Origin of the sequence: Paenibacillus cellulosilyticus (assembly GCF_003182255.1) — a bacterium.
GTDB classification, from domain to species: domain Bacteria; phylum Bacillota; class Bacilli; order Paenibacillales; family Paenibacillaceae; genus Paenibacillus_T; species Paenibacillus_T cellulosilyticus.
This window is the reverse complement of the sequence record NZ_QGTQ01000032.1, coordinates 1-24,258: the sequence shown is the minus strand read 5'-3', so window position 1 is coordinate 24,258 and position 24,258 is coordinate 1. Positions and strand designations below refer to the sequence as shown.

The window sequence follows — 24,258 nt, the reverse complement described above, 5'->3', positions numbered from 1 at the left end:
CACATGCCAATCGAATTCCGCGGGTAAGGCGGATTCGGCATGACGGTTGTCCTCTCTGCGAATCCCGTATTAGCGTACTTCTCCTGTTCAAAGCCAGTCACTCTAGTATGTGGTTATGTGTTCATTACGTTCAGTATAACGAATCGATACCAAAGTGACAAGAGAGGCTGTGATGGAACAGCGCCCATTCTAACCTCTGTTTGTCTACTTAGATTAGCGGCCAAGACGAAGCTTCAGTCGGTCTACGACTTTCTGCTTGCCTAGCAGTGCAATCGTCTGGTTCAAATCCGGTCCATGCGTTTGTCCCGTGAGTGCTGCACGGATTGGCATGAAGAGCGACTTGCCCTTGCAGCCAGTCTCCTGCTGCACGGCTTTAATCAATGCTTTCTGATCGTCCGCAGTGAACGACTCCGAACCTTCAACCTGTGCAAGATAAGCACTCAGTACAGCAGGTACTGTCTCTTCAGCCAGTACTTCTGCTGCTTCGCTCTCATCCTCCACGCTATCACGGAAGAACAGCTCGGTCAGCGGCACGATTTCGGAAGCGGAACGAAGTTTATCTTGATACAGCTTCACAAGATCGGTTACCCACGCATGGGACTCTGCCGTCGTAGGGTTAGCCACACGGCCCGCAGCTTGAAGATGCGGCAAGCACATGGCAACGATGCGATCCGGTTCAGCCTTCTTAATATATTCGTTGTTCATCCAAGCCAGCTTGTTCGTATCGAATACAGCTGGGCTCTTGCTCAGGCGCGAAGCGTTAAACACTTGAACGAGTTCTTCGCGGGTAAACATCTCTTGCTCGCCTTCAGGCGACCAGCCAAGCAGCGCGATGAAGTTGAACATCGCTTCTGGCAAGTAGCCAAGCGTATCGTATTGCTCAATGAATTGAATGATGGACTCATCACGTTTGCTGAGCTTTTTGCGCGATTCATTCACGATCAGCGTCATATGGCCGAACTGCGGCGGCGTCCATCCGAATGCTTCATAGATCATCAGCTGACGCGGCGTATTCGAGATATGGTCTTCCCCACGCAGAACATGCGAGATACGCATCAAGTAGTCGTCGAGAACAACGGCGAAGTTGTACGTCGGAATACCGTCCTTCTTCACGATGACGAAGTCGCCCATGCCTTCGCTGTCGAAGCTGATTTCGCCTTTGACCATATCGTTGAACGTATACGTCTTACCTTCTGTTACGCGGAAACGAATGCTCGGCACACGGCCCTCCGCCTCGAATGCTTGGCGCTGCTCTTCTGTCAGATCACGATGGCGGCCGGAATAGCGAGGCGTCTCGCCACGGGCGATTTGCTCTTCACGCTCTGCCTCGAGTTCTTCTTCCGTGCAATAGCAGCGGTAAGCCAAACCGCGTTTGATCAAATCCTGCCAGTACTCTTCATAAATATCCAGACGCTCTGTCTGACGATATGGACCATAGCCGCCGCCGATGTCGACGCTTTCGTCCCAATCCATGCCGAGCCAACGCAAATACTTCAGCTGACTTTCTTCACCGCCCGCTACGTTGCGCTTTACGTCCGTATCTTCGATCCGAATGATGAATTGTCCGCCAAGACTGCGCGCGTATAAATAATTGAACAAGGCCGTTCTTGCATTACCGATATGTAGATGTCCCGTAGGCGATGGCGCATACCGAACGCGAATTTGCTGCTGTGACATGCCTGTTATCCTCCATTTCATTGCCTGCAGTGTAATGCCGGCAGCTTACGAAATTCTATAAATGAGTGTTCAAAAAGTTGGGTTTTCAGCACCGAGAAGATTGCGAGAACCTGAAAAGCGTATGCTTACGAAGCTGTTATTTGCTCGCAGGTTGTAACGCTTGAAGTATCGCAAATAACTTCAGGAGGAACGGAGTGTAGGCAATACCTACATGATACAAGGTTTCCAGCGGAAACCTACATCGGAAGCATAACCTCCGGACTTCGAAGGTGAACGCAAGCTTCGACGCCGAATAGGCTTCCTGTCTCACTTCGTGATCAAAAGACGACTTTTTGAACTACCTCTATAATGCCTAAGATGATAGCACATCCTTCACGAGGCATACAACCGTTTGCGCCGCGATTCCTTCTCCTCTGCCCGGGAAACCAAGCTTCTCTGTCGTCGTCGCCTTCACATTCACCTGCGACAGGTCTTCTGCTTCCAGCACGCGAGCAATCACTTCTACCATCTGAGGAATATAAGGCAGCATCTTCGGACGCTGAGCAATGATCGTATTATCAATGTTGCCGAGCCTATAGCCCCGCTCCTTCGCGAGCGACCATACATGCTCCAGCAGCTTCACGCTGTCTGCCCCTTCATAGGCTGGATCTGTATCTGGAAAATGCTTGCCGATATCGCCGAGTCCGAGCGCGCCGAGAACCGCATCAGCTACCGAGTGAAGCAACACGTCTGCATCCGAATGGCCGAGCAATCCTTTCTCATATGGAATCGTTACGCCGCCGATGATGCATGGGCGTCCTTCTACGAGCTGATGAACGTCGAATCCTTGTCCTACTCGAATCATGTTGAGATATCCCCCTTAATAACTTTCATGGCTTCTAGTTCTGACTTGCAGCCCTCTCCCGCATCGCCAGTAAAAATTCCGCATACGGCAAATCGTCCGGTGTCGTAATCTTGATGTTTGTATATTCGCCTTCTGCCACGACAACCGGAACGTTCATCCGTTCGACGACCATCGCGTCGTCGGTGCCAAGGAAGCTGTCTGCTTCCGCCGCTTCATGTGCTTGAATGAGCAATTCACGACGAAAAGCTTGCGGCGTCTGAATCGCCCACAAGCTTCGGCGGTCAGGCGTCGCTATAATGACGCCTGAATCGTTCACCTGTTTAATCGTATCTTTGACGGGTACAGCAATAACCGCTGCTCCCTGGTCTTCACCTTTCATCGCTGCCTCGCAGCAAGCCCGAACCGCTGTTTGTGTAACAAGCGGCCGAACACCGTCATGCACCATGACCCATTGCAGATGCGACGGTAGTGCCTTCAAGCCAAGATGCACCGAATGCTGACGCTCGGAACCGCCCTGTACAATGGCCGTCACCTTGGTTAGCCCGTATTGAGCCACCCATTCCTCGCATCGGCCGATATCGGCTTGTCCAACGACCAGCGCAATTGCAGCTGTCTCCTCCATCGCTTGGAACAGCTCCAGCGTATGGACGAGGATTGGCTTGTCCCGCAAGGTTAGATACTGCTTGCTCTCCGCCGTTCCCATCCGCGTGCCTTTGCCCGCCGCCACGATGACGACGCCCCACTGTGCATTCATGTTATTCGCTACCCGCCTCGCCGTATGATCCATAAAGGTTTCGTAGTCGAAACCTATTATAGTATCATCATACCTCGTTATTGCGCTTTTTCCAACAGCTTCGGCTTCGCGAATATCATTCTGCCGGCCGACGTCTGCAAAACGCTCGTCACGAGCACCTCCATCGTCGTACCGATATAATCCCGTCCGCCCTCTACAACGATCATCGTGCCGTCATCCAGATAAGCGACGCCTTGTCCGTGCTCCTTGCCATCCTTAATGACTTGGACAACAATTTCTTCGCCTGGCAGCACAACCGGCTTCACTGCATTCGCAAGATCATTAATGTTGAGGACAGATACCCCTTGCAGCTCGCACACCTTATTGAGGTTGAAATCATTGGTCACGACTTTGCCGCCCAGCGCCTTCGCCAGCTTCACCAGCTTGCTGTCTACTTCACCAATCTCTTCGAAGTCTCCCTCATAGATCAACACTCGAACATCAAGCTCTTTCTGAATTTTGTTCAAAATATCGAGCCCGCGGCGTCCGCGGTTGCGCTTGAGCAGATCCGACGAATCAGCGATATGCTGCAATTCTTCCAGCACAAATTCCGGAATGACGAGCGTACCCTCGATAAATCCGGTTTTGCAAATGTCTGCGATACGGCCATCGATAATGACGCTCGTATCTAATATTTTGTGCTCTTCATACTTACTCTTCCCGTCATCCTCCGGCTGAACCGCGCGACGCTGAAGCAGTGCGGATAGCCCTGCGGACAGCTCTTCTTTTTTACCCAAACCTAACTGCAGCCCCATATAACCAAGCAGCAACGTCAGTATAACGGGAACAAGAAGACCGATACCATCAATCTTTGCAACAGCAGGATACAGAAGCACAGAAAATACTAAGCCTGCGAATACGCCAACAGCGCCCGCCACTAGATCGGCAGCCGGAATGCTTGCAAGCCGCTCGGAGCCCTGCTTCACCCGCTTCATAATTGGTGTCGCTAATGTTGTCGCTGCTGCAAAACCACAAAATGCACCTAATGCGATATACAAGTAATTCATGCTAGACCCGCCGCTTTGCGACATAGTCCCCAGCATAGACAAGGAAAGATCGCCGCCCATCCAAGCGTGCCACTGACTTCCGAGCGATCCGCCTAACCAAATGCCGATGATTTGAATAATTCGTTTCATGGCTTTATCCACCTCCATTACTCATTATGGTCAGCGCATTCGCCCATTAATCGCTGACTCAACCAATTTCTTTTGAAATGCCATGGTCGGAAGATTATAATAGAGCTATACGTGAAGCCGAATCCGAGAGAGGTGGATGCAAGTGTCATTGGATCAATTCCAACAACAAGTATCTGAGCTGCTTCTACGACATCGCAGTCTGCTCGACGTTTTATCCAAATACGGCCAAACCGGCTCTGCCGTGAATCGTGCCGTTGCCAAGGCTGTAACGGAATGCGGCTGCATTGAATTAAATGCAAAGAAACAAGCTTATGCCGTAGATACCGATCTAACAGCCGCACAATCCGTGCTGGAGAATCACATGAACGGTCAATTGTGCGAACAATGCAGCGATGTGCTGCGTGCTGAGCTTGGACGCAATCTGTTCTACATGTCTGCTCTTTGCAATCTGCTTGATATCAATCTTGAAGAAGTCGTCGCTCGTGAGTCTGACAAATGTTCAACACTTGGTCTGTTTAACATGAGATAACGATCATCATACACTTTCGCCTATGCGAAAAGCCCGGGGCAGTTAAGCTCCGGGCTATTTTTATATACAAATTTTGATCAGCGGCTTTTTTTTGATAAAGTTAATGTAAGGTTTAGAGATTCGATCGATCGGTCATCCTCTATCCCATCTTATCTCTATCACCATGCTGATATCTTAAAGGAGCTGTTGTCCAACCATGAAAATAACGTTTCTAGGCCATTCATGCTTTCTCGTCGAATCGGGCAGCACACGCATTCTGATCGATCCCTTCTTATCTGGCAATCCAGCCGCTACAACGAAGCCAGAGCAGCTAAGCGGCCTTACCGCGGTGCTCATTACACACGGCCATGCCGATCATACAGGCGATGCTGCACAAATCGCAAAATCGAATGGCTGTCCGATTGTCGCTCCCTTCGAGTTGGCGATGTATTTCGCTAGACAAGGCGTCGCTGTCCATCCGATGGGTATTGGCGGAGCTTTCAACTTCGAATGGGGCCGCGTAAAAGTTACGCCTGCATGGCATTCCGGCGGGATTGAACTAAGCAATAATGAATTCGAATACGGCGGTGTTCCCGCTGGGTTCCTTATTACGATTAATGGCACAACACTCTATCACTCTGGAGATACGGCGCTGTTCTCGGATATGAAGCTCATTGCAGAGTGGGCATCCATTGACGTAGCTTGTCTCCCAATTGGAGACAACTTCACAATGGGCATCGAGGACGCGGTGAAAGCTGCAACATGGCTGCAGCCGAAGCTTACCCTTCCTATGCACTACAATACGTTCTCGCTCATTGCGCAGGATCCTAACGAATGGGCTCGTCAAATGGCAGAGGCCGGACTGAACAGTCATGTACTAGCGGATGGCGAAAGTATCGAGGTTTAGAGGCAATCCCCCTTGGACCCCGTTGAAGGACTCCCCCCTTCAAAATCAATATTTCTCCCCGCCTAAATCCTCCCTGCTAGGGAGGACCCATGGGACTCCCGTCCCCTGGAACCCGGAAGGGGTTGGTATTATGACAACCGGTGTTCAAGTTGATGCGCGCTAAGAGACGCGTTCCCTTTGGGGCACAATTTCTGTTCGCACATGAAAAGCGTGTTGAAATAAGTGATTCTAAACACTGTTAAAAGAAGAAGAAGGCTTGGCGAAATCGCCAAGCCTTCTTTATTGGTGTTAATCGTTAACGAGGTTATCGTTTAAGCGCTGTGCTCCGACTTAGCCGCTTCTTCTGCAGCACGACGTCTGCGATTTTTGCGGGAGGTTAGACGCACAACGGCACTAACGTTTTTTTTTAAGCCATATAATGCATACAGCAGCAGCGGTACGAAGATGATCTTCGACAGATGCTTAGGGAACAAGTAGCCAAGAACAACCGCCACGATGACGACAATTGGGACAACCCAGATTGCGCCTTTCGGAATGCCGATCTTCTTGAAGTTCGGATATTTCACCGTGCTAACCATCAGGAACGACAGCAGCAATGTGCTCGCCATCAGAACAGCAGCGGGAATGTCCTTGTAGAATAACGCCAGCGTACAGAGTACGCCGCCAGCAGCCGGGATCGGAAGTCCGATGAAGTAACCAGGCATACCGGATATGACATTAAAGCGGGCCAGCCGCAGTGCTCCGCAAATCGGGAACAACGCCGTGATAATCCAGGACGCCGCCTGGTTCAAATCTTGAAAAGCAACAACATACATAATGAATGCAGGAGCGACGCCGAAGGATATAACATCCGACAATGAATCAAGCTCCTTGCCGAATTCGCTCTGTGCATTAAGCGCACGGGCAATTCGACCATCCACGCCATCCAGCAGCATGGCTATAATAACCATCATGGCCGCCAATTCGGGCTTCTCATTAAACACGAGAATTATGGCGACAATTCCAAGAAAGAGATTGCCTACCGTAAACAGGCTAGGTATCGACTTTGTGATCATTTCGTTCCACCTCATCTCTACTATGCCCAATAAATCATATCACGTACACTCGCTCAACAATAAAATTCCATCTACACCCATTCGGGCACGCATTCCCTCATTCTATGGGATTTAGATCTGCCTGTCAATGAACATTTGATCTTGAATCCGCTTGAGTCCTTCCTTGATGGCACGCGCGCGCACCTCGCCAATACCGTCCACTTCGTCCAATTCTTCATAGGTTGCCATCACAATATGCGGGAGGTGATGGAACCGTTCAACCAGATTATGCATGACCACGATCGGAAGGCGTGGGATCTTGTGCAGCAGTCGATAACCGCGCGGAGAAACAGCGTCATCCGCTGACGTTCCCGGATAACCCAGCAGGCGGAGAATGTGCGGAGGGTCCATCAGTTCATCGTTGCTAAGCTTCTTGAAAGCCATCCGGATATCACGGATTCGATCGTCTGAATTATCCTTCGCGTAATCCTTGAGCAAGAACCATGCATCCTCTTCAACGCCGCCAACCAGCTCATCCATCTGCATGCCGATCAGGCGTCCTTCTGAACCAAGCTCTGTCACGTATCGCTTGATCTCCATCTTGATACGTACGACCATCTCAACACGGTGGATAACATGGGCTACTTCCTGCAGCGTTACAAGCTCCTCGAATTCTGCTGCTGACAGGTTCGTGAATGCTTGGTTCAACACGGCCTTATATTTCTCAAGCGTCTGAATCGCTTGGTTGGCCTTCGTAAGAATAACACCCATATCTTTAAGCGCATAGCGCAAATTGCCTTGATATAGCGTAATGACGTTACGGCGCTGCGAAATTGAAACGACCAGCTTACCGGTCTGCTTCGCAACCCGCTCCGCCGTCCGGTGGCGAATACCTGTCTCGCTCGATGAAATCGAGCTGTCTGGAATGAGCTGTGTGTTCGCATATAGAATCCGCTTCAAGTCCTCGCTCAGAATGATAGCTCCGTCCATCTTTGCGAGTTCATATAAGTAGTTTGGCGTAAAATCGCAGTTGATCGAAAACCCGCCGTCGACGACTTCCATTACTTCAGGACTGTATCCGACGACGAGCAGTGCACCTGTCTTCGCGCGCAGCACGTTCTCCAATCCGTCGCGGAACGCCGTTCCCGGCGCGACCAGCTGCAGCAATTGATGCATGACTTCTAGCTCTCTCTGCTCCTTCATATTGTGCCCCCTCTATCCGAGCGCTGCCTTGAGCGCCTCCGCTACGGTTGATACGCCGATAATCTCGATTCCAGACGGCGCTTTCCAACCCTTCAAGCTGTTCTCAGGCATAATCACCCGTTTAAAGCCCAGCTTCTCTGCTTCCCTTACACGCTGCTCTGCTCTGGATACAGCACGGACCTCGCCTGTTAACCCCACCTCGCCGAAGATCACATCGAAAGGACGAGTTGGCGCGTCTCGGAAGCTGGATGCTATGCTGACAGCTGCTGCAAGATCAACAGCTGGTTCGTCTAGCTTCACGCCGCCTGCAACGTTCAAGTACGCATCCTGATTTTGTAGAAACATGCCCATTCGCTTCTCTAATACCGCAATTAGGAGCGCCATTCGATGATGATCGATGCCAGCCGACATCCGGCGTGGAGATGGGAAGTTCGTCGGTGCGACTAGCGCCTGCAGCTCGACAAGCACGGGACGCGTGCCTTCCATACTCGCAACAACCGTTGAACCCGCCACACCAAGCGGCCGTTCGGACAGGAACAACTCGGATGGGTTCGCCACCTCTCCAAGTCCGTCCTCTCCCATTTCAAAAATACCGATCTCATTCGTCGAGCCGAACCGGTTCTTCACCGCACGCAGCAGCCGGTATGTATGATGCCGTTCGCCTTCGAAGTACAGCACACAGTCAACCATATGCTCAAGCAGACGCGGTCCCGCAATTGCCCCTTCCTTCGTCACGTGCCCGACAAGAACGGTAGCCACTCCTTTGATCTTGGCGATTCGCATGAAGTGCGAGGTGCATTCTCTAACCTGTGCCACACTGCCTGGTGCTGACTGTACATTCGGGTCGAATACCGTCTGGATGGAGTCGATGACGACAAGTGCCGGATTGACAGCTTCGATCGCTTCTCGTATCGATTCGACATTCGTCTCGCACAGTACATACAACTCTTCGGACAGCGAGCCAAGGCGATCGGCACGCAGCTTCGTCTGGCGTACCGATTCCTCGCCCGATATATAGAGCACCCGTAAGCCGCTAGCAGCTAAAGAGTGTGAAGTTTGAAGCAGCAGGGTCGATTTGCCGATGCCCGGATCTCCGCCGACAAGCGTTAGCGAGCCTGGCACTACACCGCCACCGAGGACGCGATTCAATTCGCCAAGCCTCGTATCGATGCGAGGTTCTTGATCACTTTCTATGTGTATGATGGAACGTGGCTTTTCTTTCGTTTGAAAAACAGAAGCGCCCGCTGCTCCAGCTGTACGAACTACCGTTTCCTTCTCCTCCACCATGGAGTTCCAAGCGCCGCAGCCTGGGCATTTGCCCATCCATTTAGGGGACTCGGTACCGCATTCGGTACAGGCGAATTTCACTTTTATTTTAGCCATTGTTGACTCCCTTAGCAGTAAACGTTAACAATCAAAGTTTACCATTTTCACGTACCAATAGAAACCCCTAGAAAGCGCGGCAAAAAGGGGAGGCCCTGGCGGCGTCCTCCCCTACGTTACGTCTTGCTACGTATATCGTTTCATCAGACAGCCATACGTTTTATTCAGCCAGTTGTGTGAACAGCAGCTCATGCATGGATAGCTTCGCGCCCAGCATGATTGGACCTTCCTCCGACGTGGCGTGCTGACCTGCATGTGGATGCGACGGCGCTTCGCCCGCTTTCTCCGCTCCCGCTTGCGCTGGCTTGCCTTTGCCCGCGTGAGCATGAGCCTGCTTGAAAGCATCGCTGTTCTTCCAGCCTTCGAAAGCTTCCTTGGACTCCCACAGCGTGCTGACCTTCAGCTCGTCATGCTCTTCGACTCCCTCGGAGAGCAGCAGCTCCATCCGAACGAAGCCTGGCATTTGATGAACCCCCTTCGGATTCTTAAACCGCTCAGCAACCGTACGTCCATGTCCCTTTCGAATCGAGATCGTGTTCGTTACAAGTATCATACCGCGTCCTCCCTCTGCCAATCACTTCATGGCTTGTATTCTAATGAAGTAGTATACCAGTCATCGACAGGCAGAACAAATGAGGAGAACACAGGAGCCACCTCTTAAGGCTTACCACTGCTTATACCCGCTTCCGCATCATTCGAGAGAATAAGTGACATCTCTCCTTTCCTCTTATTCCTTCGAAGAAGCATCGCTAATGGTATTCCGAGAGCTGTGACAATACTGGCAAGTAGAAAAACATCGCTTAAACCATGCATGTAAGCGGCAGTTGCAGCAGGTGTCGAAGCCCCCGTGTTTGGCGTACCCCCATAATGCAGCGTTCGAGAAGTGAAATAAGCCGTCATCATACCGAGAGCAAGCGCACCGCCTGCTTGGCGAATCCAGTTAATAAGTGCAGACGCATGGGCCGATAGATGCTGCTCAACCGATGACATCCCTGCATTCATGGACGGCGTCATCGACAATCCAATGCCAACATAACGAACGGTCATCCACAGTATGACATACCCGTGACTTGTGCTTGGGGTAAGCTCACGGAACTGCCAGGTTGCAGCCACGAGCAGCACCGTTCCAGCAATAATTAGCTTGCGCGGACCAATAAGCTCATAGTAGCGAGTCGAAATCGTGGTCGTTAACGTCATTGATAAAGCAGGAAGCAGCAGAAGCAGACCAACATGCATCGGCGTCATCCCTTGTATTTGCTGAAGAAACAATGGTATGAAGTAGATGCCCGAGTAGAGTCCCGTAATAAGAATAAGGGACGCCGATAGACTCGCGGTAAACATCCGATTGTTGAACAATCGTAATTGCAGCAGCGGGTGCTCCTGCCGCAGACTTCGATAGACGAACAAACCAATCCATACAATCGAAGACGTGGCACAAAATAGCGATAGAAACGACGCAATCCCCCATCGGTTCAAATTGGTGAACAGCAGCAGCATCGCCATCGTTCCACCCGAGACAGCAATGAGACTTAACCAGTCCGGCCGCTTCACAGCGATCTTGCTTCCCGCAGGAAGCGTATGTCTTCCAAACTGCCAGACCATCAAGCCAAGCGGCACTGTAATCCAGAAGATGAGCCGCCAATCATTTTGCATCAGCCATCCGCTGACCGTAGGAGCTAGCGCCGGTCCCAGAATAGTGGAGGCTGTCCACCAGCCGAGTGCCGTTGAATGGCGTTCAGGCGGCATCGACCCATAGATGATCGATAGCGTCAACGGCTGCATAATGCCGCAAAAGATCCCCTGCAGCGTTCGAAACACAATGAGTGACCCGATGTTCCAAGCCAGTGAGCATAAGATGGAACAAACGGTCAGTAAAACAACGCACAGCAGGAACAGTCTGCGCATGCCGAAGCGCTCCTCCAGATACGCGCTGACTGGAGCAGCCATTCCCGTTGCAAGCGTGAATCCCGTCATTAACCATTGAACCGTCGACAGATCTGCCTGATAAATTGCAATAAACCCCGGCAGCACAGCGTTCAACGAAACGACATGGTAGATTGATAGAAACGAGCCGAGGAAGAGCGTCGCGAGCAGCATGCGACTTCCTCCCCGGCCCAATGTTTGAACGCTGCTGGCGGATGCAGCTCTCACTCCGCCACCCGCACAGCCTCTGCTGGTGTAGAAGCATGCTGTCTAGCAGGCCGCTGCAGTCCGAGATTTTCTCTTAAGGTCGATCCATCGTATTCTTGTCGGAACAAGCCGCGGCGCTGAAGCTCTGGCACAACGAGATCAACGAACTCATCCAGCCCGCCCGGCAGGTAAGGCGGCATAATGTTGAAGCCGTCCGCCGCTCCGTTCTCGAACCATTCCTGCAGCTGATCGGCGATTTGCGAAGGCGTTCCAACGATTTCGCGATGGCCGCGCGCTCCAGCAATGCGCTGATACAGCTGGCGGATAGTAAGCTGCTCGCGGTCGGCCAGATCTTTCAGCAGCTGGAATCTGCTCTTGCCGCCATTAATTTGCGATAGCTGTGGAAGCTCAGGCAGCGGCCCATCTACTGGATAACCAGACAGGTCGAAGCTGATGAGTCCAGATAACAGCGCTACACCAGCCTGCTCAGGAATAAGCTGCTCGAACAGCGCCTTCTTCTCTAACGCTTCCTCCTCTGTCCGACCGATAATCGGGAAGACGCCCGGCATAATTTTGAGCTGATCCGGTGTTCTGCCGTATCGCGCCAGACGTCCCTTTACATCAGCGTAGAACTTCTGTGCTTCCTCCAGCGTCTGCCACGCAGTGAAGATCACCTCTGCCGTGCGCGCAGCCAGCTCTTTGCCCGGTTCGGACGCGCCAGCTTGAATGACAACCGGATGACCCTGTATCGGACGAGCTACGTTAAGTGGACCTCGAACGCTGAAAAACTTCCCTTTGTGATCAATCGCCTGCACCTTCGAGCGATCTGCGAAACGAGCTGAAGCTTTGTCGTACAGCAGCGCATCATCATCCCAGCTGTCCCACAGCTTAGCGACAACATCGACGAACTCCTCTGCCCGTTCATAGCGAAGATCATGCTGGACATGCTTGTCGAGATTGAAATTACGTGCCTCGGCATCACTACCTGAGGTTACTACATTCCATGCTGCACGTCCTCCGCTCAAATAATCCAATGATGCAAATTTACGTGCGACGTGGAACGGTTCGTTATACGTCGTCGATACAGTACCCGCGAGACCGATCCGCTCCGTAACCGAGCTGAGCGCCGACAACAGCGTGAACGGCTCCGGCCTTACGTTAACGGTCTGCTCGAGTGCCTCAGGGAATCGTTCCGCAACGGCATAGCCATCTGCGAGAAACACCATATCGAACTTGCCCCGCTCCGCTGTCTGAGCAAGCTTCTTATAAAAGTTAAAGTCCAATACGCCTGTTGCCTGTGCTTCTGGGTGGCGCCATGCTGCAACGTGATGGCCCGGAATCATCATGAATGCACCAAGGCGTATCTGTCTGGAAGGTTCGGACGGACTGGACGAAGCGTTTGATTGATTTAGGTTGGTTTGGCTCATTAATTATCACTCCTAGAGATTAATCGGATTAATCATTAATCGTTGGATTGCGTTTTCCAAGAGGAGAATCGGCGCTCCAGCGTCACTAGCAGCTGGTTGAACAAAATGCCGAGCAGCGAGATCGTGATGATGCCCGCATACATCTCCGGAATTTGAAAGTTAAACTGCGTGTAGTTAATCAAATAACCAAGGCCTGCCTTCGCCCCTACCATCTCCGCTGCGATAAGAACGAGAATCGAGTAAGCGCCTGCCAGCCGAATGCCCGTGAAGATCGTCGGAACGGAGGCCGGAAGAATAACCTTCTGGAACAGCCGCAGCGATCCAAGACCCATCGATTTAGCGGATTTGATGAGCAGCGGGTCGACATTTTTAACCCCATTAATCGTATTGAGTAGAATCGGCCATGAGCAGGAATAGAACACAAGTGCAACCTTAGACGTCTCGCCGATACCGAGGATCAGCGTAAATACAGGCAGCAGCGCCAGCGCGGCCGTATTGCGGAACAGCTCCAGAAGGGGGTTCAGCACTTCAGCAACCTTCGGATACCAGCCGATCAACAGACCAAGCGGAATTGCCGCTGCAATGGCTAGCCCAAACCCTAATAAGGAACGACCAATACTCGCTTGAAAATGAACCGCCAAATCGCCACCCGTGAAGAGCGCCCACCACGCTTCGGCCACTTTGCTGAACGGTGGAAGAAAGGTCGCCTGTACCAAACCGACCCGAGGGACGATCTCCCAAACTGCAAGCAGCACTACGATCGCGATGCTGCGTTTTACTGCTTTGAGCAGCAGCCCGAGCGGCAGCGACGGCACTCTCGCACCTGTGCCAAGCGGAACCGATACCGTTTTATCAATAACAGCCATATGCTCTCATCTCCTTACTTGTATTGGTTAAGCACGTTTGCCAACCGGACCTTGCGCCTTGCTGCGCTCCAACAGCTCTGCCTTCGATACTTCCTCACGAAGCAGCTCCCAAATTTGATGCCGCAGCTCGCCGAACTCTGGCAGTGACCGTATATCTTCCTCCGCGCCTCGCGTATCGATCGGAATATCAATAATCTCTTTGATCGTTCCGGGCCGTGACGTCATAACCGCAACCCGCTGCCCGAGATAAACCGCCTCATCAATGCCATGCGTGATAAAAATAATCGTCTTCTTCGTCTGTTCCCATATGCGAAGCAGCTCACCCTGCAGCGTCTCCCGCGTCTGCGCGTCCAGCGCGGCAAACGGTTCATCCATGAGCAGCACCTCGGGGTCATAGGCGAGACTACGCGCAATCGCGACCCGCTGCTTCATGCCACCGGATAATTCATGTGGGTAACGTTGTTCAAAGCCGGCCAGCCCCACCAATGCGAGAAAATAACTCGCGCGCTCGCTCCGTTCCTTACGCGGCACACCTTTTGCTTCGAGTCCAAACTCGATGTTCTGCTTCGCCGTCTTCCATGGGAATAACGCATATTGCTGGAACACGATGCCTCGGTCGAGCCCAGGTCCTGTAATCGGCCGACCGCTCTGCAAAATCTCACCGGACGATGGCTTCGTCAATCCGCCCAGCATATCGAGCAGCGTCGATTTGCCGCAGCCGCTCGGGCCTACGATGACCATGAACTCGCCATCTTTAACTTCCAGATTCACGTCCTTAACGGCTGTGAAGGTGGTGAAGGCGCCTCGGCCTTCAGCCGCGTTGCGGACTTTGAATGTTTTGGATACGTTGTTGAATTGGATCATAGGTGGTAGCCTCCCCCTTTGAGTCCCCCCCCTTGCTAAGGGGAGAGATAAGTTTTAATTTACTGGGCTGCGCCCGTAGCTTTTTTACACTTTTACACTTTTACACCCCACCCAAACCCTCCCCTGAGGGGAGGGCTCCAGAGGGCGTCGCCCTCTGGACTCCCGAAGGACGCACTCTTCGTGCTTCGAGCGGGTGCCCGCTTTGTCACGGTGTGACAAGGCTTTTGTCCGGTGGGACTAAGAAACGATTATTTGTCGGCAGACTATTCGTATGGACTACTTCTTTCGAGGATAGAGGGGTACGTGTGCTGATACTGCGTGTGGACTACTACAAACCCGTTATATTAATCCCGTTCGCCTGCTCTTGCGAGCTCTCTATTTTTTGGGTGCTGCGGTTGCTTATTTCTTTTCTTCGGTGTCCTTGAAGGCGCTGAATTCGTTGGTGTAGAGGTCTTCGAGTTTGATTTGGCCTTCCTTCAGTTCGCCGTCTTTGACGAGCCAGTCGGTCCAAACTTGGAACTCATCTTTACGAATATATCCGCCCGCTCCGGCGATACCGGTGCTTTTCCAGTATTGAATCGCGGTTGTGTCTTCTTTGCGGTCTCGTTTATCGATGATTTCTTTGTACTTAGCGATAACCTGTTCACGTGGCGTTGTGCGTGCCCACTCGATCGCTTTGCCCGTTGCTTCAACGAATTTGCGCACCGTGTTTGGATTTTCTTTAATGAACTTGTCGGTGAAGACGTAGCTGCCTGCGGTGAATGTTCCGAACAGATCATAGTCGGTAAACAGCGGCCGAATGCCACCGCGCTCCAACGCCTTATCCCGCAAAATGCTGCCCAATGCGGCGACGTCAATCTGCTTCTGACGCAATGACTGCTCTGCGTTAACCGGAGGGATGACGACGAGTGTTACTTGTTTAATCTCATCCTCCGTCAGACCATTGCGGCGAAGGTATTCTTTGATGACGAATTCAGAGTGCGCGCCTAACGTGTTAACACCGATTTTTTTGCCGATCAAATCCTTCGCCGTCTTAATCGGACTATCGTCAAGGGTGTAGAATCCGATGTATGTATCCTTATCTACGCCGTAATAACCAATAACCGCCTTCACTGGCGCCCCTGCAGAGATGAGCTTCACGATCGCGCCATTGAACGCTCCTCCGAAATCCGATTGACCCGTCGCAGCCGTCTGAATATCCTGTGGACCACTAATCGTATTGCCAATCCACTTCAGCTTGATCGGGGCCAAATAACCAAGTGCCTCTGCAAGCTCCGGATAAGTAACTGAGCCGACGCCGCCTTGATAGCGGAGCTCAAGCGTTTCATATTGTGAATCCCCCTCGCCACCGCTTGCGGCTGTTGACTTGGAAGTTCCGCCGCATCCGGCCAGCGTAAGCATGGCTAGCAGGGAGATAACTGCAGCTCCCCACGCCAAGCGCGATCCCCCGAGCGGCCTTCTTCTGCGGCTGCTCAAATGCCGATCCAAATCCCAATTAAAGCTTGCCTCATACTCATGATTCACTCGCGATTGTCTGTCTTTTGTCATCTCCAACACGCCCTCTCCAACTTATCTCTCTTCTGCCCCCGTAACGCAAAGAGGCCTTTACTCGGAATGAATTCCGTCGTAAAGACCTCCAGCAGTCTGGTCGGCGTATTAACAGCCCTGTCGGACTAGTTAATACTACAATTCCTATGAATTTACTGTGATTATTATCATAGTATTCCTTTCCATATCTGTCAATAGCATAAAAGGCTCTGCAGCGGATTTAATTTATCCGGTACAGAGCCCCTCTGTATTCAACATCTACCAGCCGTTCCGACTGCGAAGTCCCATAATGTGTGCGACGTGATGCCTGCCATGCCACGCATACATGCCCAGCGCATCATTCAACTTCATCGCCCGACCATGCTCCGGATGAATGAATGCACATTCGAACTGCTCTGGACGGAGACTCTTGATAAAATAGACCCACCGTGCATGCAGCGCTTTGAGCAAAGTCAGAGACAGCTCGATAGGTGCATGCGCCCCGTCGGATAGCTCGGCCCAACGATCTTCGTAATAAGGCTTAATCGTCGGAAGCTCCTCCGTCACGGCAAGTTTAAATCGAATATACGAATTCATATGGCTGTCCGCCAGGTGATGGACCACTTGACGGACCGTCCACCCACCAGCTCGATACGGCGTATCCAACTGCTCATCACTTAGCCCTGCCACCGCTTCACACAATTGTTCCGGGAGCCGTTCGATCTCTTCCATCCAATGCGCTCGTTGCTCCGCATCTACTGGCTCAACAGTTGCAAACTGTCCAATCGGGAACCGCAGATCATCCAGCTCACTCATCCTCCATCTCGCTCCTTCATCATGATTTCGACCTAAACCTATTCTAACAAAAAAGACATCGTGCAGCGCATGGCCGCACGATGTCTTGCACTAATCATTCAAACTTACTTATTCGCCGGTTCAGCGTTATCAACCGACTCCGGTTCCTTGCTTGCATGGCTTACGACAAGCGCGCCATCCTTCTCATCGATGATGAGCGAGTCGCCTTTCGTAATGGTACCCATCAACAGATCTTCGGACAAGCGGTCCTCGATATGTTTCTGGATCGCGCGGCGGAGTGGTCGAGCACCGTATTGCGGATCGAAGCCTTCCTTCGCGAGGAAAGTCTTCGCTGCATCCGTCAGAACGAAGTCAACCTCTTGCTCTTTCAGACGTTTACGCAGCTCATCGGACATGAGCGTAACGATCTGTGCGATATGCTCCTGCTCGAGCGAGTGGAATACGATCGTCTCGTCGATCCGGTTGAGGAACTCTGGACGGAAGCTCTTCTTCAGCTCAGCCAGCACTTTCTCTCTCATTTGGTTGAACTCGCGGCTAGCATCCTGTACAGCCGTGAAGCCCAGCGTCGAATTCCGTTTGATCTGATCCGCACCAACGTTAGACGTCATGATGATCAGGGTATTGCGGAAGTCTACAACGCGGCCCTTCGAGTCCGTAAGGCGTCCATCTTCCAGCACTTGCAGCAGGATGTTGAATACTTCTGGATGTGCTTTCTCGATCTCATCGAGGAGCACAACCGAATATGGTTTGCGGCGAACTTTCTCTGTCAGCTGGCCGCCTTCCTCATAACCAACATACCCTGGAGGCGCTCCGACGAGACGCGATGTCGAATGTTTCTCCATGTACTCGGACATGTCGATGCGAATAACCGCATTCTCATCGCCGAACATCGATTCCGCAAGCGCACGTGCAAGCTCCGTCTTACCAACACCCGTAGGGCCGAGGAAGATGAACGAGCCGATCGGACGCTTCGGATCCTTCAGACCAGCGCGTGCACGGCGAATTGCTCTCGCAACTGCTTTAACCGCATCGGTCTGACCAATCACACGATCGTGCAAAATATCTTCCATCTTCAGCAGACGCTGCGTTTCTTCCTCAGCAAGCTTGCTGACTGGAATGCCGGTCCAGCTTGCAACGACCTGCGCGATATCCTCCGGTGTTACTTCGGAATCAGTGCGGCCTTGCTTCTCTTTCCACTGATTGCGCGTGACGTCGAGCTCTTCGCGCAGCTTTTGCTCCGTATCTCGCAGCGCCGCCGCTTTCTCGAACTCCTGCGATTGAACCGCGGAATCCTTCTCCTTGCGGATATCCTCCAGACGGTTCTCCAGCTGTTTCAGGTTTGGCGGTACCGTATACGTTTTGAGGCGTACTTTGGACGAAGCCTCGTCGATCAGGTCGATTGCTTTATCCGGCAAGAAACGATCCGTGATGTAACGATCCGACAGCTTAACCGCTTGCTCAATCGCTTCATCCGTAATTTTCACGCGGTGATGCGCTTCGTAGCGATCGCGCAGACCGTGAAGAATTTGAATCGCTTCTTCTGGCGTCGGTTGATCAACCGTGATTGGTTGGAAGCGGCGCTCCAGCGCAGCGTCCTTCTCGATATATTTGCGATACTCATCCAGCGTCGTTGCACCGATGCACTGCAGCTCGCCGCGCGCCAGCGACGGCTTGAGAATGTTTGATGCGTCGATTGCACCTTCCGCGCCGCCTGCACCAATCAGCGTATGCAGCTCGTCGATGAACAGGATGATATTGTTAGCTTGGCGGATTTCGTCCATGATCTTTTTCAGACGATCCTCGAATTCGCCGCGGTACTTCGTACCTGCAACGACCGAGCCCATATCGAGCGTCATGACGCGTTTGTCACGCAGCGTCTCTGGGATTTCCCCTGCAATAATTTTCTGAGCCAATCCTTCTGCGATAGCCGTCTTACCAACCCCTGGCTCACCGATCAGAACCGGATTGTTCTTCGTGCGGCGGCTAAGGACTTGAATAACACGCTCGATTTCTTTGCTGCGGCCGATGACCGGATCGAGATTGCCTTCGCGGGCAAATGCCGTCAGGTCGCGTGCGAGTCCATCCAGCGTAGGCGTGCTAACATTAGATGGCGCACCGTGGCTGCTCGAAACCGCTTCGCTGCTGCCAAGCAGCTGAAGCACTTGTTGGCGTGCTTTGTTCAAGCTGATCCCCAGGTTGTTCAGCACGCGTGCTGCAACCCCTTCGCCCTCGCGAATGAGTCCGAGCAAAATATGCTCTGTGCCAACGTAGGTGTGGCCGAGCTTTCTCGCTTCATCCATCGAGAGCTCAATGACCTTCTTCGCACGCGGCGTATATGCAATATTCGAAGGCTGCTCTTGGCCGCGGCCGATGAGCGCTTCGACTTCATCTTGAATTTTTTCCAGTCCAAGGCCAAGGCCAATGAGTGCTTTCGCTGCGATGCCTTCGCCCTCGCGAATCAGACCAAGCAGAATATGCTCCGTTCCGATATTGTTATGACCAAGTCTTACAGCTTCCTCTTGAGCCAATGCCAGCACCTTCTGCGCACGTTCCGTGAATCTTCCGAACATCATTGCGATACACCCCCATGATTGTTGTGCTGCGAAATTTGATTCCGAATCAGCTCCGCCCGCCGGATATCCCTCGCCTCCGGACTAAGCGCCTCATTGAACACCTGCTGTAGAAAACCCGGCTGCGTCATGACGAGCAGCTCGTTCATCGCTTGTGTCGATACCCCGTTGATCATCCCCAGATCAATGCCTAGTCGAATGTCGGACAGCCGCTGCGCCGCTTCCTTCGAGTCCATAATCGCAGCATATGAGAGTACACCATATGAACGATTGACCCGGTCCTCGATTCGAATGGGGTTCTCAGCGACCAGCCGTTTGCGGGCTGCCTTCTCATGTTCAATGATTTGAAGCGCTACGCTGTACAGGTTGTCGATAATTTCAGTTTCCGACTGACCAAGCGTAATTTGATTCGAAATTTGAAACAGGTTGCCGGTCGACTCGCTGCCTTCGCCATAAATTCCCCTAACAGCAAGGCCAACCTGTGCAACTGCGGATAAAATACGATTGATTTGCTGGGTTAACACCAGCGCCGGCAAATGCATCATGACCGATGCTCGGATGCCGGTTCCTACATTCGTAGGACAGCTTGTTAGAAATCCTCTTCGCTCGTCGAAGGCGTAATCCGCCTCCGCTTCAAAGATATCGTCAATGCGGCTGGCCAACTGCCATGCTTCACGGATTTGAAAACCCGGATAGAGACATTGGATGCGCAAATGATCTTCCTCGTTAATCATGATGCTGACTGATTCTTCTTCGTTCAACACAAGCGCTCCGTTACGTGACTCGCCCGCCAGGTTCGGACTGATGAGATGCTTCTCGACCAGTACCCGCCGTTCAAGCTCGGTTAGCTCGCTTAGTTTGTATATATCGAATTGGCCAATGCCGCTCAGCTTTCCCTGCGAGGCAACACCCGTTAACCGGTTCATCACCTCAAGTGACTGCTGATTTGTCGCCAGCATCGGGAAAGGGTACGTACGCAAATTGCGCGCGACTCGGATACGACTGCTAATGACGATCTCCGACTCGGGACCCTTTCCTTTCATCCAATCGCTGAGCGGATGCTCGGCAAAACGTCTCTTGGACAAAGTCAATAATCCTCCCTTCGCGCTTAAAGCCCTTCCACTCTTCGCTCCAGCTCACGTATTCGATCGCGAAGCTGTGCCGCAGCTTCAAATTCCTCGTTATCGATACGGGTCGCCATTTCACGACGAAGCCGTTCGATCTCTCTACGCGTCTGGATAATCCCACCAGATCGCTTCGGAATTTTACCAACATGCACGGTATTGCCATGTACCCGCTTGAACAACGGATCGAGCTTGTTCTCGAAGCTCTTATAGCAAGAGCTGCAGCCGAAGCGGCCGATCTTGCTGAACTGTGCGTACGTCAAACCACAATCTTCACAACGAACCGTTTCCTGCTTCGCTCCCTGTCCTGTCCGTTCGAAATCAAGCAAGCCGGACAGCAGGCTGTGAATGGAGAACCCATTGGAGGATCCGGGAATTCCTTCCCCTTTCTCACGGGCACATGATTCACAAATATGAATCTCGTTCTTATCTCCGTTCACGATTTTCGTAAAATGAAGCGTTGCCGGCTTCTTTCCGCATTCCTGACAGATCAAGCCGCCATCCCTCCTTCGCCTATCTAAGCACCATGACTCCTGCGCCCAATTCGATCCTTCACTTCGCTAACAAGGAGATCAGCATCGCCTTTATAAGCCTCGCTCGAACCTCATCACGCAGCGGCAGCTTCAACGCAATCGTATCGCGTGCCATTGCCGCCTTCATCAGATTCGCCTCGCGCTTCGAGATATGGCGGGCTTCCTCCAACTGATAAATAAGGCCCTCTGCGGCATTCTGGTCGATCTGATCACCAATAACCTCACTTAGATACAAGGTAATCGTCTTTAGAGCTGGTAATTCTGCGCGCTGGATACGAATATATCCGCCACCGCCTCGCTTGCTCTCGACTACATATCCTTTCTCTAACGTGAAGCGTGTGCTAATGACGTAATTGATCTGCGAAGGAACACAAGAGAAACGGTCGGCCAGATCGTTGCGTTGAATTTCGACCGCACCTTCAGTGCTTTCTTGAAGCAGCTGTTTCAAATACTGTTCAATGAGATCGGAAATGTTACGCATGCACCAACCTCCCTCATGATGCGCCTTACTGGATGTCTGTTGTCTTGCGTGTTTCCTGCTTGCATTCGCTGATAACAGCGAGGTCGCATCAGCGGCGTGGGCTGCGAACCCGACATCGTTGACTTTGACTTTCTTTGACCTTGATCTCATTATACGACTTTTCTTATGAATTTCAAGAGGTTGGAGACATATTCGTCACAATTGTCTGACAGTTCGTCCATCCTACGTTGTGACTATGACATTACTAGGGTGGGAAGTATGCTGAAGGTTTATACGTAGCCAGCTCTTTTTGTATATCCACAACTTTCATTCATTATGATAAATGTTCTGCACATGTGGATGACAAAGGCAGCATCGCTATTAGACGCTGCCTTGTGGAGAATGTGGATGAGGCTGTGGTTAGTTAGAAGAAGTCATATAGAAACGTCTGTGCCGATGGAACGATTCGCTCCAGCACCTTGACTGTATCAACGTTTCCGGCTAATCGACCTAATTGGTGAAGACGTTTCGGTCTTTGATAGCCCATGAGCATAGAAGTAAGGGTTTGAATGGTACAGGTTACAGTATGTTGATTATCTTCGTCTCGAAGATCAGGGATCCGAGTCAAAGTACCAACACCCTGTGGGTCCACTTGTAGACGAAAAAAGCCATTGTTCCAATCTGCATCGCGGTCTGCGATGCGAATACACAGTTCATTCACAGCTTCTGTGGATGCGAAGGGATAGTTCGCAGCAAAAGCTTCAATGTCCACAATACGTGCCATGAAGTAGGGGATAATCTCATGCTTAATGCGCGGATTGTCGAGTATGGAAATAAGGTCATCATCCATAGGCGCAACCATTGTGACCTCTTTAGCCATCGAATCGTGATTCGCAATAAATGTCCACAAGCTTTGTCTAGCTGTTTCATTCAAACAAACCAATTCATGTACCGTCATCTTCGACTCTTTAACATCATAAATGATATAGCCCTGTGCTTTACCTGACTCTGAACGATATACAGCGATTTGTCCTTGCTTCCTAACATAGATACGCTCTTCCCACCATTGTGGATTACGTGAAAGCATGCCATTGTACCGCCGTGCATACTGTTCATAAACCGTGGACAACGTCTGCGTGTCAGGCTGATTAAGACGTACAACTGTACCGGGAGCTTGTGATCGCTTAGGCAGCAGGTTCGAAGCGATCGTATATCGGCGCTGCTCCAAGAACATCTCCCAACCGAATCGGCGGTAAAAATCAAACTCGAACGGATGCAGCAGCGAGATGATCTGACCGTCACGGCGCATAACTCCAAGCGAATGTCGCAGAAGCTTAGAGACTAAACCTTGCCTGCGAAATTCTGGCCAAGTAGATACGCCTGCCAAGCCTCCCATCGGAATCGGTCTGCCGTTTATGTAAACCGTTAATGGCAGCAAAGTTAGCTGCGCCATTAATTGATCTCCTTCAAAGGCGCCCCATTTCTCTTCTGGCCGAAACTTTGCACGTCGCGCAGTTCGTTCATCGTCAGAATAAGACATCTGAAAAGCGAAAGAGGACAAATTAAGGCTCTCTTCGTAGTGAGACTCCGTTATATTACGTATGATCAAAACAATCGAACCTCCTCGGGCATAGTGCCAGCTTTGAGTGATCATCTTACCATACGCCGCCCGTTGTAAACAACGAGCGGTTCCTTGCGCTTGCCGTCGTCCTGCTTTTCCAGCACTCTACGGTCCAAATACCATTAGCGCTTGTCTCGGTCGATGATCACGAAGTAATTCGTGAAGCATATTCGACGTCGAATCTTGATCCCGTCTGCGCCTGCGTTGCTCATGTAGGTGCTACGTGTTACCTACGCTCTAAGCTTTTACGAATGTAAAAGCAGCATCGGAAGCATATGCTCCTCAGTCTAAATCAACCTTCTCGGTGCTGATCGACCTTAATATATATCTTTATCTCGTTCCGTAAACAACAAAAAAGCCGTGTCATAAAGACACGGCTTACTTCGTGCTTGGCGTCGTCCTACTCTCCCAGGACCCTGCGGTCCAAGTACCATTGGCGCTGGAGGACTTAACGGTCGTGTTCGGTATGGGTACGCGTGGAACCCCTCCGCCATCGACACCAAACGTAGTCGACCAATGATCACGAGGTAACTCGTGAAGCATATACGGCATCGAATCTTGATCCAGCCTTCGGCCTCCGTTGCTCATGTAGGGTTTGCCTACACTCCGCTACTCGTCCTCAGTCTAAATCAACCTTCTCGGTGCTGATTGGTCTCCTGAAGGTTACACCTTCAAAACTGGATGCGAATGTTGAATCCTTAGCTTTAGCATTTGCTTCACCTTCACTTACGCAAAGGATTTTAGGATAAGCCCTCGACCTATTAGTACTCGTCAGCTGCACGCATTGCTGCGCTTCCACCCCGAGCCTATCAACCTGGTCGTCTTCCAGGGGTCT

The 24,258-nt window shown here is 51.7% G+C and carries 21 protein-coding genes and 2 rRNA genes; 2 read left to right on the top strand and 21 right to left on the bottom strand.

What is annotated here, in order from left to right; translation table 11 throughout:
- Positions 1 to 213: 213 nt before the first annotated feature.
- From gltX to DFQ01_RS25850, 4 genes are all read right to left on the bottom strand, one after another.
- Complete coding sequence (gltX, locus tag DFQ01_RS25865) at positions 214 to 1,677, bottom strand: glutamate--tRNA ligase (protein WP_110046840.1); 1,464 nt, start codon at positions 1,675 to 1,677, stop codon at positions 214 to 216.
- Between the two features lie 352 nt (positions 1,678 to 2,029).
- Positions 2,030 to 2,521 (bottom strand): 2-C-methyl-D-erythritol 2,4-cyclodiphosphate synthase, encoded by a 492-nt coding sequence (gene ispF / locus DFQ01_RS25860; protein WP_110046839.1) that lies wholly within the window; start codon positions 2,519 to 2,521, stop codon positions 2,030 to 2,032.
- A 34-nt stretch (positions 2,522 to 2,555) separates the two neighbouring features.
- The gene (gene ispD, locus DFQ01_RS25855) at positions 2,556 to 3,275 is read right to left on the bottom strand and encodes a 2-C-methyl-D-erythritol 4-phosphate cytidylyltransferase (protein WP_110046838.1); all 720 of its coding nucleotides are present in this window, start codon (positions 3,273 to 3,275) and stop codon (positions 2,556 to 2,558) included.
- Between the two features lie 77 nt (positions 3,276 to 3,352).
- Positions 3,353 to 4,450, bottom strand: coding sequence for a PIN/TRAM domain-containing protein (locus DFQ01_RS25850; protein WP_110046837.1), 1,098 nt, complete (start codon positions 4,448 to 4,450; stop codon positions 3,353 to 3,355).
- Between the two features lie 142 nt (positions 4,451 to 4,592).
- Between DFQ01_RS25850 and DFQ01_RS25845 the strand changes: the two genes are divergently transcribed.
- Together DFQ01_RS25845 and DFQ01_RS25840 are read left to right on the top strand one after the other, a co-directional pair.
- Positions 4,593 to 4,979 (top strand): nucleoside triphosphate pyrophosphohydrolase family protein, encoded by a 387-nt coding sequence (locus tag DFQ01_RS25845; RefSeq protein ID WP_425452446.1) that lies wholly within the window; start codon positions 4,593 to 4,595, stop codon positions 4,977 to 4,979.
- A gap of 196 nt (positions 4,980 to 5,175) precedes the next feature.
- Complete coding sequence (locus DFQ01_RS25840) at positions 5,176 to 5,865, top strand: metal-dependent hydrolase (RefSeq protein WP_110046835.1); 690 nt, start codon at positions 5,176 to 5,178, stop codon at positions 5,863 to 5,865.
- Positions 5,866 to 6,176: 311 nt separating this feature from the next.
- Here DFQ01_RS25840 and pssA read toward each other — a convergent pair whose 3' ends face one another.
- The 17 genes from pssA to DFQ01_RS25755 all read right to left on the bottom strand — a co-directional run.
- Complete coding sequence (gene pssA / locus DFQ01_RS25835) at positions 6,177 to 6,920, bottom strand: CDP-diacylglycerol--serine O-phosphatidyltransferase (RefSeq protein ID WP_110046834.1); 744 nt, start codon at positions 6,918 to 6,920, stop codon at positions 6,177 to 6,179.
- A gap of 111 nt (positions 6,921 to 7,031) precedes the next feature.
- The gene (gene disA / locus DFQ01_RS25830; protein WP_110046833.1) at positions 7,032 to 8,102 is read right to left on the bottom strand and encodes a DNA integrity scanning diadenylate cyclase DisA; all 1,071 of its coding nucleotides are present in this window, start codon (positions 8,100 to 8,102) and stop codon (positions 7,032 to 7,034) included.
- 12 nt (positions 8,103 to 8,114) lie between these two features.
- Positions 8,115 to 9,485 carry a DNA repair protein RadA gene (radA, locus tag DFQ01_RS25825; protein ID WP_110046832.1) on the bottom strand — a complete coding sequence of 457 codons (1,371 nt, stop codon included), beginning with the start codon at positions 9,483 to 9,485 and terminating at the stop codon, positions 8,115 to 8,117.
- Positions 9,486 to 9,645: 160 nt separating this feature from the next.
- Positions 9,646 to 10,038, bottom strand: a complete 393-nt coding sequence (locus tag DFQ01_RS25820; RefSeq protein ID WP_110046831.1) for an antibiotic biosynthesis monooxygenase — start codon at positions 10,036 to 10,038, stop codon at positions 9,646 to 9,648.
- 104 nt (positions 10,039 to 10,142) lie between these two features.
- Positions 10,143 to 11,582: a DHA2 family efflux MFS transporter permease subunit gene (locus tag DFQ01_RS25815; protein ID WP_245946888.1), complete on the bottom strand. Its 1,440-nt coding sequence runs from the start codon at positions 11,580 to 11,582 to the stop codon at positions 10,143 to 10,145.
- A gap of 50 nt (positions 11,583 to 11,632) precedes the next feature.
- Positions 11,633 to 13,042: an LLM class flavin-dependent oxidoreductase gene (locus tag DFQ01_RS25810; protein WP_110046830.1), complete on the bottom strand. Its 1,410-nt coding sequence runs from the start codon at positions 13,040 to 13,042 to the stop codon at positions 11,633 to 11,635.
- Between the two features lie 35 nt (positions 13,043 to 13,077).
- A complete protein-coding gene (locus DFQ01_RS25805; protein WP_110046829.1) occupies positions 13,078 to 13,908 on the bottom strand; it encodes an ABC transporter permease in 831 nt (276 codons plus the stop codon).
- Between the two features lie 27 nt (positions 13,909 to 13,935).
- Positions 13,936 to 14,772, bottom strand: a complete 837-nt coding sequence (locus DFQ01_RS25800; protein WP_110046828.1) for an ABC transporter ATP-binding protein — start codon at positions 14,770 to 14,772, stop codon at positions 13,936 to 13,938.
- Positions 14,773 to 15,171: 399 nt separating this feature from the next.
- Positions 15,172 to 16,173 (bottom strand): ABC transporter substrate-binding protein, encoded by a 1,002-nt coding sequence (locus DFQ01_RS25795; protein ID WP_110046901.1) that lies wholly within the window; start codon positions 16,171 to 16,173, stop codon positions 15,172 to 15,174.
- Between the two features lie 405 nt (positions 16,174 to 16,578).
- The gene (locus tag DFQ01_RS25790; RefSeq protein WP_110046900.1) at positions 16,579 to 17,106 is read right to left on the bottom strand and encodes a YfiT family bacillithiol transferase; all 528 of its coding nucleotides are present in this window, start codon (positions 17,104 to 17,106) and stop codon (positions 16,579 to 16,581) included.
- A gap of 113 nt (positions 17,107 to 17,219) precedes the next feature.
- Positions 17,220 to 19,688: an ATP-dependent protease ATP-binding subunit ClpC gene (clpC, locus tag DFQ01_RS25785; RefSeq protein WP_110046827.1), complete on the bottom strand. Its 2,469-nt coding sequence runs from the start codon at positions 19,686 to 19,688 to the stop codon at positions 17,220 to 17,222.
- Complete coding sequence (gene mcsB, locus DFQ01_RS25780; protein ID WP_110046826.1) at positions 19,685 to 20,770, bottom strand: protein-arginine kinase McsB; 1,086 nt, start codon at positions 20,768 to 20,770, stop codon at positions 19,685 to 19,687. Before mcsB ends, clpC begins: the two co-directional genes overlap by 4 nt.
- Positions 20,771 to 20,793: 23 nt before the next feature.
- The gene (gene mcsA, locus DFQ01_RS25775; RefSeq protein ID WP_110046825.1) at positions 20,794 to 21,303 is read right to left on the bottom strand and encodes a protein-arginine kinase activator protein McsA; all 510 of its coding nucleotides are present in this window, start codon (positions 21,301 to 21,303) and stop codon (positions 20,794 to 20,796) included.
- A gap of 58 nt (positions 21,304 to 21,361) precedes the next feature.
- Complete coding sequence (locus DFQ01_RS25770; protein ID WP_110046824.1) at positions 21,362 to 21,823, bottom strand: CtsR family transcriptional regulator; 462 nt, start codon at positions 21,821 to 21,823, stop codon at positions 21,362 to 21,364.
- A gap of 403 nt (positions 21,824 to 22,226) precedes the next feature.
- A complete protein-coding gene (locus DFQ01_RS25765; RefSeq protein ID WP_110046823.1) occupies positions 22,227 to 23,456 on the bottom strand; it encodes a GNAT family N-acetyltransferase in 1,230 nt (409 codons plus the stop codon).
- Between the two features lie 354 nt (positions 23,457 to 23,810).
- Positions 23,811 to 23,927 (bottom strand): 5S ribosomal RNA (rrf, locus tag DFQ01_RS25760).
- Positions 23,928 to 24,164: 237 nt separating this feature from the next.
- Positions 24,165 to 24,258, bottom strand: a 23S ribosomal RNA gene (locus DFQ01_RS25755); the annotation flags it as partial.